The sequence below is a fragment of the Curtobacterium sp. MCLR17_051 genome, from assembly GCF_003234395.1.
GTDB classification, from domain to species: Bacteria; Actinomycetota; Actinomycetes; order Actinomycetales; family Microbacteriaceae; genus Curtobacterium; species Curtobacterium flaccumfaciens.
Genome location: NZ_QKTA01000005.1, coordinates 177,831 through 188,057, shown reverse-complemented (window position 1 = coordinate 188,057; position 10,227 = coordinate 177,831). Strand labels below are relative to the sequence as shown.

General features: G+C 70.4%; 12 protein-coding genes. 7 read left to right on the top strand and 5 right to left on the bottom strand.

Translation table 11 applies throughout. The features are described 5' to 3' along the window. The coding region (locus DEJ06_RS18210) for a hypothetical protein (RefSeq protein WP_181437341.1) at positions 1-221 on the bottom strand (221 nt) is incomplete at its 3' end. Positions 222-439: 218 nt separating this feature from the next. On the opposite strand from DEJ06_RS18210, the gene DEJ06_RS07030 reads away from it, so the two are divergent. Together DEJ06_RS07030 and DEJ06_RS07025 are read left to right on the top strand one after the other, a co-directional pair. After that, positions 440-1,021 carry a LemA family protein gene (locus DEJ06_RS07030; RefSeq protein WP_027464499.1) on the top strand — a complete coding sequence of 194 codons (582 nt, stop codon included), beginning with the start codon at positions 440-442 and terminating at the stop codon, positions 1,019-1,021. 19 nt (positions 1,022-1,040) lie between these two features. Further along, positions 1,041-1,943 (top strand): M48 family metalloprotease, encoded by a 903-nt coding sequence (locus DEJ06_RS07025; RefSeq protein WP_111038846.1) that lies wholly within the window; start codon positions 1,041-1,043, stop codon positions 1,941-1,943. A gap of 4 nt (positions 1,944-1,947) precedes the next feature. Here the strand turns inward: DEJ06_RS07025 and DEJ06_RS07020 are convergent, their stop codons facing one another. After that, positions 1,948-3,231 (bottom strand): winged helix-turn-helix domain-containing protein, encoded by a 1,284-nt coding sequence (locus DEJ06_RS07020; RefSeq protein WP_111029596.1) that lies wholly within the window; start codon positions 3,229-3,231, stop codon positions 1,948-1,950. A gap of 92 nt (positions 3,232-3,323) precedes the next feature. Between DEJ06_RS07020 and DEJ06_RS07015 the strand changes: the two genes are divergently transcribed. Then, positions 3,324-4,583 carry an AI-2E family transporter gene (locus DEJ06_RS07015; RefSeq protein ID WP_051596497.1) on the top strand — a complete coding sequence of 420 codons (1,260 nt, stop codon included), beginning with the start codon at positions 3,324-3,326 and terminating at the stop codon, positions 4,581-4,583. A gap of 48 nt (positions 4,584-4,631) precedes the next feature. After that, positions 4,632-5,891 (top strand): threonine ammonia-lyase, encoded by a 1,260-nt coding sequence (ilvA, locus tag DEJ06_RS07010; RefSeq protein WP_071406124.1) that lies wholly within the window; start codon positions 4,632-4,634, stop codon positions 5,889-5,891. Positions 5,892-6,007: 116 nt separating this feature from the next. Here ilvA and greA read toward each other — a convergent pair whose 3' ends face one another. Both greA and DEJ06_RS07000 read right to left on the bottom strand, forming a co-directional pair. Continuing rightward, positions 6,008-6,496, bottom strand: a complete 489-nt coding sequence (greA, locus tag DEJ06_RS07005; RefSeq protein ID WP_017886739.1) for a transcription elongation factor GreA — start codon at positions 6,494-6,496, stop codon at positions 6,008-6,010. 71 nt (positions 6,497-6,567) lie between these two features. After that, complete coding sequence (locus DEJ06_RS07000) at positions 6,568-7,059, bottom strand: DUF4307 domain-containing protein (protein WP_051596498.1); 492 nt, start codon at positions 7,057-7,059, stop codon at positions 6,568-6,570. Positions 7,060-7,078: 19 nt separating this feature from the next. Here DEJ06_RS07000 and mca point away from each other — a divergent pair, with 19 nt between their 5' ends. After that, positions 7,079-7,969 carry a mycothiol conjugate amidase Mca gene (gene mca / locus DEJ06_RS06995; RefSeq protein WP_027464504.1) on the top strand — a complete coding sequence of 297 codons (891 nt, stop codon included), beginning with the start codon at positions 7,079-7,081 and terminating at the stop codon, positions 7,967-7,969. Further along, positions 7,966-8,271 carry a hypothetical protein gene (locus DEJ06_RS06990; protein WP_017886736.1) on the top strand — a complete coding sequence of 102 codons (306 nt, stop codon included), beginning with the start codon at positions 7,966-7,968 and terminating at the stop codon, positions 8,269-8,271. The genes mca and DEJ06_RS06990 overlap by 4 nt, the downstream gene beginning before the upstream one ends. Positions 8,272-8,554: 283 nt before the next feature. Here the strand turns inward: DEJ06_RS06990 and DEJ06_RS06985 are convergent, their stop codons facing one another. After that, positions 8,555-9,268 carry a hemolysin III family protein gene (locus DEJ06_RS06985; protein WP_071406128.1) on the bottom strand — a complete coding sequence of 238 codons (714 nt, stop codon included), beginning with the start codon at positions 9,266-9,268 and terminating at the stop codon, positions 8,555-8,557. A 96-nt stretch (positions 9,269-9,364) separates the two neighbouring features. Here DEJ06_RS06985 and DEJ06_RS06980 point away from each other — a divergent pair, with 96 nt between their 5' ends. Beyond that, a complete protein-coding gene (locus DEJ06_RS06980) occupies positions 9,365-10,150 on the top strand; it encodes an isoprenyl transferase (protein WP_110864496.1) in 786 nt (261 codons plus the stop codon). Positions 10,151-10,227 lie beyond the last annotated feature (77 nt).

Sequence of the window (10,227 nt, the reverse complement as noted above, 5' to 3'; positions counted from 1 at the left end):
GTGGCGGCTGCCCGGGCGGCGGGGGCTGCCGGGGCGTCCGCAGCGGCAGCGTCGACCGACGTGCCGTCCGCGGCGACCGCGATGGCCGGGGCTGCTGCGGCCCCGAGGAGGGCGGCGACGAGGACCGTCGTCACAGCTGCGAGCAGGGCGAAGCGGGGACGACGACGAGGGCTGTCGCCCCCGACAGCCCTCTCGTCCACGTTCTCCCCGGTCGTGTTCACCGGACCCATCCCACGGGATCGGCGGCCTCCGGTCAATACACCTCGCGGATGAGGTTCGGGATCGGGCCGCAGTCCGGGAACCCGGTGTGCGTGACTCGGGAATCGGCCGTGAACACTGCTCACGGAACGGAGCATGCTCAGCGCGTCGATAGACTTCACGATGGCCGTTCAGGCCAACGCAGCACCGCGGATCCCGACGCGCAAAGGAGTACGCCCGCATGGACACCGGACTCGTCACGACGCTCATCGTCGTCGGAGTGGTGGTGGTCGTCCTGGTGATCATCGGGATCTACCTCTGGGTGACGTACAACTCCCTCGTCACGCTCAAGGTCCGGGTTGACGAGGCCTGGAGCGACATCTCGGTGCAGCTGAAGCGCCGCGCCGACCTGATCCCCACCATCGTGGACACGGTCAAGGGGTACGCCACGCACGAGAAGGCGGTCTTCGACGACGTGACGAAGGCCCGCGCCGAGACGCTGTCCGCCGGTGACGCCGACACGGCCTCCACCGCCGAGGGGCACATGCAGAAGGCGCTCAAGAGCGTGTTCGCGGTGGCCGAGGGGTACCCGCAGCTGCAGTCGAGCCAGAACTTCCTGCAGCTGCAGTCCGAGCTCGTCGACACCGAGGACAAGATCCAGGCCGCCCGCCGCTTCTACAACGGTGGTGTGCGTGAGCTGAACACGAAGATCCGGGTGTTCCCGAACTCCACGTTCGCGAAGAACCGCGGTTTCTCCGAGGCCCCGTTCTTCGAGACGAACGAGCCGGCGGCCATCGCCGAGCCGCCGCGCGTCCAGTTCTGACCCCAGCGTCGGATCCGACGTGTACAGCGCCATCGCGCGGAACAAGCGCAACACCGTCCTCATCGTCGTGGTGTTCCTGCTGATCATCGGCGCGCTCGGGTTCCTCGGCGGGTACCTCGCCGGCAACGTCTCGATCGGCTTCATCGTGCTCGTGGTCGCGCTCGGGTACGCGGTGCTGCAGTACTTCCTTGCGGCACGGCAGGCCACCGCGATCGCCGGCGGAGTCGAGATCGACCGTGCCTCCGAACCACGGCTGTGGCGCACCGTCGAGAACCTCGCCATCGCGACCGGCATGCCGATGCCCCGGGTGTTCGTCATCCCCGATCCCTCGCCGAACGCCTTCGCGACCGGGCGTGACCCGGAGCACGCGGTGGTGGCGGCGACGACGGGGCTGCTCGAGCTCATGGACGACCAGGAGCTGCAGGGCGTGATGGCGCACGAGCTCGGACACGTCCGGAACTACGACATCCGGGTGTCCACGATGGTCTTCGGACTCGTCGTGGCCGTCGGCCTCATCGCCGACGTCCTGCTCCGCATCTCGATCTTCAGCGGCCTGTCCGGCGGGCGGAACCGCAACTCGGACAACGGCGGCAGCGCCAACCCGGTGTTGCTCATCGCCGGGATCGTCGCCGTCATCGTGGCCCCGATCGCCGCGGCCGGCGTGCAGGCGGCGGTGTCCCGGCAGCGCGAGTACCTGGCCGACGCGACGGGCGCGATGACGACCCGGCACCCGGAGGGTCTGGCGCGGGCCCTCGAGAAGCTCGGCGCGTACGGCCGACCGATGCAGACCCAGAACTCCTCGATGGCACACCTGTGGATCGCCGACCCGATGCGCCCCGGTGTGATGGACCGACTGTTCTCGACGCACCCGCCGCTGCCCGACCGCATCGCGCGGCTGCGGGCGAACGCCGACCGGTTCTGACGGGTCAGCCGATGCCGTCGGCGACCGTGTCCTCGGCCGTCTCGATCGGTTCGGGGGTGTCCGCGTCGTCAGCGGACTCGTGCGGCACCAGGGGCACTCCGAGCGCCCCTGCGACGGCCGCAGCAGCGGTGCCTCGGTCGGTCACCTCGATCGCGCCGAGACCCTGCCAGCTCGCGGTCCGTCGCAGTGTGTCGGCGAGCCGCTCGGGGTCCAGGTGCTCGCCCGGCTCCTGCCACGCGGTCCGGACGCGGAGCACACCGCGCTGCCGGTCGCTCTTCAGGTCGATCCGCCCGACGAGCCGGTCGTCCTGCAGCACCGGCAGCACGTAGTAGCCGAACACCCGCTTCGGCGCCGGCGTGTAGATCTCGATCCGGTAGTGGAAGCCGTACATCCGCTCGGCCCGCCGCCGGAACCAGACGACCGGGTCGAAGGGGCTCAGCACCGCGTCCGCCGTCAGCTGCCGGGGGACCCGAGCCCCGACGTGCAGCCAGGCCCGCTCGCCCCAGCCCTCCACCCGCACCGGCAGGAGCTCGCCCGCGTCGGTGAGCTCGGCGATCGCGGTGGCCGTGTCGTCGGAGCGCAGTCGGTAGTAGTCCGCGATGTCCGCTCGGGTGCCGATGCCGAGCGCCCGTGTGGCCTGGCGCACGAGCTCGAGCACGGCGTCGGCACGCGGCGGGGCGGTCTCGAGGAAGCCTGCGGGCAGCACCTGCTCGGGCAGGGCGTACACCCGCTCGAACCCGGCTCGTCCGGCACTCACCGCCTCGCCCCAGCGGAACATCTGCTCGAGCCCGAGCTTCACGTCGCTCCACCCCCACCAGGGGCCGCGTCGCACGTTCGACTCGTGCTCCACCGCGCTCGCCCGCATCGGCCCCTCGGCCCGGAGCAGGGCGTGCAGTTCGCGCCGGACGGCAGCGGTCCGCGTGACGCCGTCGACCCGGGTGGGGCCGGCGTCCCGCTCCCGCAGGGCGTCCATCCGCCACCGGAACAGCCGCAGGTCGTCGCGGGGGATGAACGCCGCCTCGTGCGCCCAGTACTCGGTGTACGGGCCGGATCGGCCGAGCGTCAGCCGGTCGAGCGTCGACCGGTCGTACGCACCGAGCCGGGCGAAGAGCGGCAGGTAGTGACTGCGCTCGAACACGTTGACGGAGTCGATCTGCAGCAGCCCGAGCCGGCCGAACGCGGCGTTCAGCGCGCGCGTCGAGACCGGCTCAGCGGGTGGCCGTCCGAACCCCTGCGCGGCGAGTGCGACCCGGCGGGCCTCGGCGGCGGAGAGCGTCGACCTGGGCATGCCGCGACGCTATCGAACCGCGCCGACATGAGCGTCCACGAACGTATGCCGTATCTGGCACCTGACGGGAAGCACATCGATACACTCGGGCCATGGCATGGGGAAGCAAGCAGACACACCCCGACCCCGTGGTCGAGGAATCCGTCCCGGTCGGCGTGCGCATCGCCGGCGCGTGGTCGTGGCGGGCGCTCGTCGTCGTGGGCGTGATCGCCGTCTTCATCTGGCTCGTCACCGTCTTCAGCGAGATCCTCATCCCGTTCCTGGTCGGCATCGTGGTCTCGGCGCTCCTCGTGCCGATCTCCAACTGGCTGCAGCGGCACCACGTGCCCAAGTGGCTCGCCGTCGTGATGAGCCTGCTCGGCGGCATCGCGGCCCTGGGCGGCCTGATCTGGCTCGTCGTCGACCAGATCATCGCGTCCTACCCGTCCCTGCGTGACCGGACGGTCGACCAGTACGCGAACATCAAGGACTTCGTCCTGAGCTCCGGGTTCGGCATCAGCCAGTCCGACGTGAACGGGTGGCTCGACGACGGCACGAAGTGGCTGCAGGACAACTCCGCGTCGATCCTGTCCGGGGTCGCCAGTGCGGGTTCGGGTGCGACGCACGCCTTCGAGGCGCTCTTCATCATCCTGTTCACCACGATCTTCCTGCTTATCGACGGCAAGAACGTCTGGCGCTGGTCTGTGCGGCTGTTCCCGAAGAAGGCGCGCGCAGCGGTGGACGGTGCCGGTGTCGCCGGCTGGATCACCCTGACGAGCTTCATCCGCGTGCAGATCTTCGTCGCCTTCGTCGACGCGGTCGGCATCGGCCTGGGCTCCTTCATCGTCGGGCTCTTCTTCGGCGGCATGCCGCTGGTGATCCCGATCGCCGCGTTCGTGTTCCTCGGCGCGTTCATCCCGGTCGTCGGTGCCATCGTCACCGGCTTCCTGGCGGTGTTCGTCGCGCTGATCTTCAACGGTCCCCTCGCGGCGGTCCTGGTGCTCGGGGTCGTGCTGCTGGTCCAGCAGATCGAGGGCCACATCCTGCAGCCGCTCGTCATGGGCAACGCGGTCAAGGTCCACCCGCTGGCGGTCGTCCTCGGGGTCACCGCGGCCTCCGGGCTCGCCGGCATCGCCGGAGCGTTCTTCGCCGTGCCGCTGATCGCGACGCTGAACGCCATGGTCACCACCATCGCGAGCGGACGCTGGCGACGGCTCGACTCCGACCACGTCCTCGAAGCGACGCCGAAGCGCGGGCAGCACGGGCAGATCCAGTTGCTCCGACGACGTCGGCACAAGGTCGGGGACGACGTCCCGGCGCCGGGCGTCGACTCGGGTCCTTCGGCCGAAGAAGACACCGCCAGCACCAACTGAGCGTCACACGAGTTCGCCGCGGGGCCCCGGAACGACGATGATGGGGGAGTGACCGACACCAGCGCCTCCCCGCACACGCTCGCCGCGATCCCGACCCTCGCGGACATCGAGGCGGCGCGCGAGACCATCAAGGGCGTCGCACGCGTCACCCCGATGGAGACGTCGCAGTTCCTCGCCGAGCTGCTCGGGTCGCCGGTGCACCTGAAGTGCGAGAACCTGCAGCGCACCGGTGCCTACAAGGTGCGCGGTGCCTACAACCGGCTCTCGACCCTGTCCGCCGAGCAGCGCGCCAAGGGCGTCGTCGCCGCGAGCGCCGGCAACCACGCGCAGGGCGTCGCCCTCGCCGCCCGCGAACTCGGTATCCCCGCGACGATCTTCACGCCGGTCGGGGTCGCCCTGCCCAAGCTGCAGGCCACCCGCCACTACGGCGCCGACGTCGTGCTGCGGGGCCACTCCGTGGAAGAGGCGCTGAGTGCCGCGAAGGACTTCGCCGCACACACCGGCGCCGTGTTCATCCCGCCGTTCGACCACCCGGCCGTGATCGCCGGGCAGGGCACGCTCGGCCTCGAGATCATCGACCAGGTGCCCGATGTCGACACCGTCGTGGTGCCGATCGGTGGCGGCGGTGTCATCTCCGGCATCGCACTCGCGGTGAAGGGCATGGCCGAGCGGCTCGGACGGCCGATCCGGGTCATCGGCGTGCAGGCGGAGAACGCTGCGGCCTACCCGTCGTCGATCACCGCCGGCGAGCCCGTCACCATCACCACGAAGCCGACCATCTCCGACGGCATCGCGGTGGCGCGCCCCGGCGACCTGAACTTCCCGATCATCCGCGACCTGGTCGACGACATCGTCACCGTCTCGGACGACGACACCGCCCGAGCACTGCTCGTCCTGCTCGAGCGCGCCAAGCTCGTGGTCGAGGCAGCGGGGGCCGTCGGCGTCGCCGCGATCATGTCCGGTGCCGTCCGCGACACCGGCCGCACCGTGGTGCTGCTGAGCGGCGGCAACATCGACCCGCTCATGATGGAGCGCGTGATCACCCGCGGGCTCGTGGCGGCCTCGCGCTACATCGGCATCCGCATCATGCTGCCGGACCGCCCGGGTCAGCTCGCCCGCGTCGCCCAGGTCATCTCGGACGCCGGCGCGAACGTGGTCGAGGTGCTGCACACCCGCCACGGGCAGGGCCTGGTCATCAACGAGGTCGCGCTGGACCTGTCGATCGAGGCGCGCGGCCCGGAGCACGCGCAAGAGGTCATCCAGCGCCTCCACGAGGTCGGCTTCCGCCCGGAACTCCTCGAGCACTAGTCCGCGACGATCCACGAGTCGTTCGACGCGTGGACTGTCGGGAGGGCGCGACCAGCGGACAGACGGGAGGCCCGTGGCGGTGTCGCCACGGGCCTCCCGTCTGCAGTGGGCCGGGTCTACGGCTCGTAGCGCTCGATCTTGACGACCTCGACGGCGATCTCCTTGCCGTTCGGCGCCGTGTACGTGGCCTTGTCGCCGGCCTTGAGGCCGACGATGGCCGCGCCGACGGGGCTGACCGGGCTGTAGACCGTCAGGTCGGAGCCCTCGGCGACGATCTCGCGGCTGCCGACCAGGAAGGTGGACTCGTCGCCGGCGATGACCGCCGTGACGACGGTGCCCGGCTCGACGGTGCCGTCGAACTCCGCTTCGCTGACGGTGGCGTGCTTGAGGAGCTCGGTGAGGACGCGGATGCGGGCCTCGATCTTGCCCTGCTCGTCCTTCGCGGCGTGGTAGCCGCCGTTCTCCTTGAGGTCGCCCTCTTCGCGAGCGGCCTCGATGCGGCGCGCGATCTCGGCACGGCCCTCGCCGCTCAGCTCGTCGAGCTCCGCCTTGAGACGGTCGTGCGCCTCCTGGGTCAGCCAGGTGACCTGCGTGTCGTTGCTCATGTTCTGTCCCTTCGACCATGAAAAAACGAGACCGGCCGAGTGGTCGGTCTCGAGAGGCGAATCAGGACAGTCTAGGGAATCCAGCAGTCGTGGATCAAGCCGGTCACGCCCCGCGTCGTCGTGGTGACCTGCGTGGAGATGCTCCGGCTGCGCTGTTCGGACGCCGGCACGGTGATCTCCTTCCAGCCCACGATCGAGTAGCTCTTGTCGAGGACCTGCACGGCGCACTTCGCCTCGACCCCCGGGTCGACGGACACCTGCGAGTGGACGACGGTGCTGTGCTCGGACAGCACCTCGTACCCGATGACGTCCTGGTCGAGGCCGCGGTCGGACTGGTCGAGCCCGGCCCAGATCACCCACGCACCGAAGACCACGACGACCGCGATGGCCGCGACGATCGCGAAGAGGCGGCTGCGGCGCTTGCGGGCCGGGGTGCGGCCGTAGCGCTCGTCGAGGGTGGCGGTCTGGGTCTGTTCGGACAGTTCGGGGCTCCCGGGGTGGATATCCTGATCCCAGGGTAGTTCACGCGATGCTGTGCGCTGCCCGCGTCCGACGCCGCTCACCCGCAGTGAGGAACCCCACGTGCCCTACCGTCTGCTGGCCGTCCACGCCCACCCCGACGACGAGTCGAGCAAGGGTGCCGCGACCGCCGCGAAGTACGTGGCCGACGGGCACCAGGTGCTCGTCGTGTCCTGCACCGGTGGCGAGGCCGGCGACATCCTGAACGACCAACTCGGCGAGCCGGCCACGAGCCGTGCCCACCGTGACATGGCCGGGTACCGCCGCACCGAGATGGCCGCGGCGCAGCAGGCGCTCGGCATCGACCACGTGTGGCTCGGGTACCACGACTCGGGGCTGCCCGACGCCGAGAAGGGCGAGACGGTCCGGCCGGGCACGTTCTCCACGGTGCCGCTCGAGTACAGCACCGAGGCCCTCGTCCGCGTGATCCGCCGGTTCCGCCCGCACGTGCTCGTCACCTACGACGAGAACGGCGGCTACCCGCACCCCGACCACATCCGCACGCACGAGGTGTCGATGGCCGCGTGGTCCGCCGCCGCCGACCCGTCGGCGTACCCGTCCGCCGGTGCCCCGTGGTCGATCGCGAAGCTCTACTACGAGCGCACGATGAACCCGCGCCGCTTCAGCACGATCTTCGAAGCCCTGCAGGAGCGCGACCCGGACAGCCCCGCGATCGAGCAGCTGCGCGAGTGGGTCGAGCGGTTCGCCGACCGGCCCGACCTCGCCACCACCCACGTCGACGTGCACGAGTACTTCGACCAGCGTGACGCCGCACTCCGCGCGCACGCCAGCCAGGTCGCACCGGACAGTGCCTTCTTCTACTGGCCGAACGACCTCCTCGCGACGGTGTGGCCGACCGAGGACTACCAGCTCGTGGAGGCACGCGTGCCGACCGAGCTCCCGGAGACCGACCTGTTCGCCGGGATCCCAGCCGACAAGGAACCGACCTCGTGAGCACCATCGCGGCGGCACTCGCCGCCACCCCCAGCCCCAGCCCCTCGGTCGTCCCCGACGTCGACGTCACCCCGGGTGTCGTCGGGTTCATCGCGATCGCACTCGTCGCGATCGTGACGATCCTGCTCGTGGTCGACATGACCCGACGCATCCGTCGGACCCGCTACCGCGCCGAGGTGCGTGAGCGGCTCGAGGCCGAGGCGAACGGCACCGCGGGCGACGGCACCGCGACGGACGAGCCGGAGCGGCGGGCGGCCGAGGACGGCCGGGCCGACGTCGGCGACGACACCGAGCGCGGCTGACGCGACTGCAGGGCGGACTGGCGCGACTACAAGGCGGACTGGCGCGGACCGCTCAGCGGTGACGCGCCAGCGGCACGCGGGCCGCGCCGACCGAGCCTGCGAGGGAGGGGTGGCGACCCCGCCACGGGCCTCCAGTCCGCCTTGTGCGCGCCTACCGGAACCGGGCGTACCTGGTCGAACCGGGCGTACCTGGTCGAAACGGGCGTACCTGGGCGGAACTTCCGGGTGAGTACGCCCGGAACCACCAGGCATCGCACCCGTTCTGGGAAGGAACGAGCGACGGTCAGCGCACCGGGTCCAGCGCGACGATGAGCACGCCGACCCACTGCGCACCGAAGGCCACCACGGTCAGAGCGTGGAACACCTCGTGGAACCCGAACTGCGTCGGCACCGGGTTCGGCCGCTTGAAGCCGTAGACCAGGGCGCCGATGATGTAGGCGACGCCGCCGGACAGGATGAGCACGGTCATCGGCACGCTCGCTGCGAAGAACTGCGGCAGCAGCCCGAGGGCGGCACACCCGAGCACCAGGTAGATCGGCACGTACAGCCAGCGGGGCGCGTTGATCCAGAGCACCCGGAACGCGATGCCGAGCGCGGCGCCCGACCACATCACCCAGAGCACGACGACCATGAGCGTGTGCGGCAGGGCGCAGATCGCGACGGGTGTGTAGGTGCCGGCGATGAGCAGCAGGATGTTGGTGTGGTCGATGCGCTTCAGCACGGCCTTCACCTTCGGCCCCCACGGGAACCGGTGGTAGGTCGCGGAGACACCGAACATCGCCAACGACGTCGCCATGAACACGGCACTGCCGACCTTCGCCGCGGTGCTGTCGGCGAGGGTGATCAGGACGATCCCCATCGCGATCGCGAACGGGAACGCGCCGAGGTGGATCCAGCCGCGCCAGGCCGGACGAGGTTCGGCGGCGGTCGCGGTCGCCGACGCCTCTTCCGTGAACGGGACGTGGGGGAGTGTTCCGGTCTCGTGCTCGTCCTGCATGGTCCCGACCATAGGGCCTGACCCCGAACGACAGCCACGTGTCCGCAGAGCGGGAGCCTCAGGGATCCGGTGTCGGTGGTGCACTACGCTCGGTGCGTGACCGGGACGGCGGGATGGACAGGGCGAGGGATCCTCTACCGCGCCTACCAGCGCCGGATCCGCCGCCAGCTCGAGGGTGCAGCGAAGCCCAAGCACGTCGCCATGATCGTGGACGGCAACCGCCGCTGGGCGAAGCAGCTCGGGCTCGAGTCCGCCGCACACGGCCACCGCGCCGGCGCCGCGAAGATCCCGGAGTTCCTGACGTGGTGCGACGACCTCGGCATCGAGGTCGTGACGCTGTACCTGCTGTCGGCCGACAACCTGACGGGTCGCGGCGGCGAGGAGCTCGAGGAACTCGTCGGCATCATCGCCGACCTCGCCGGGGTCCTGGCCGACAACCGTGACTGGCGCGTGCAGCACGTCGGGTCGAACGAGGGGCTGCCGGACAACCTGGTGACCGCGCTCGAACAGGCCGAGCAGCGCACCGCCGGCCGCACCGGCCTCCACGTCAACCTGGCCGTCGGGTACGGCGGCCGTCGTGAGATCGCGGACGCCATGCGCAGCATTGTGCAGGCGCACGGCGCGGGTGGCGGCACCATCGACACCCTGGCCGAGGTCCTGACGCCGGAGCTCATCGGCGACCACCTGTACACGCAGGGCCAGCCAGACCCCGACCTGGTGATCCGGACCTCGGGCGAGCAGCGGCTGTCCGACTTCATGCTGTGGCAGAGCGCGCACAGCGAGTTCTACTTCGTCGAGGCCTTCTACCCGGACCTGCGCGAGGTCGACTTCCTCCGGGCGGTCCGTGACTTCGGACTCCGGTCGCGTCGCTTCGGCGGCTGACCAGCCACCTCCCGCACCGGGTTCGTCGGCGGAGCCGCGTCCCAGTAGGCTCTCAGGGTTCAACCCTGTGAAAGGTG

Bases quoted from the DNA above. Each gene is read 5' to 3' on its own strand.
- DEJ06_RS07030 (WP_027464499.1), top strand. From the start codon at position 440: ATGGACACCGGACTCGTCACGACGCTCATCGTCGTCGGAGTGGTGGTG.
- DEJ06_RS07020 (WP_111029596.1), bottom strand. From the start codon at position 3,231: ATGCCCAGGTCGACGCTCTCCGCCGCCGAGGCCCGCCGGGTCGCACTC.
- DEJ06_RS07015 (WP_051596497.1), top strand. From the start codon at position 3,324: ATGGCATGGGGAAGCAAGCAGACACACCCCGACCCCGTGGTCGAGGAA.
- greA (WP_017886739.1), bottom strand. From the start codon at position 6,496: ATGAGCAACGACACGCAGGTCACCTGGCTGACCCAGGAGGCGCACGAC.
- DEJ06_RS06985 (WP_071406128.1), bottom strand. From the start codon at position 9,268: ATGCAGGACGAGCACGAGACCGGAACACTCCCCCACGTCCCGTTCACG.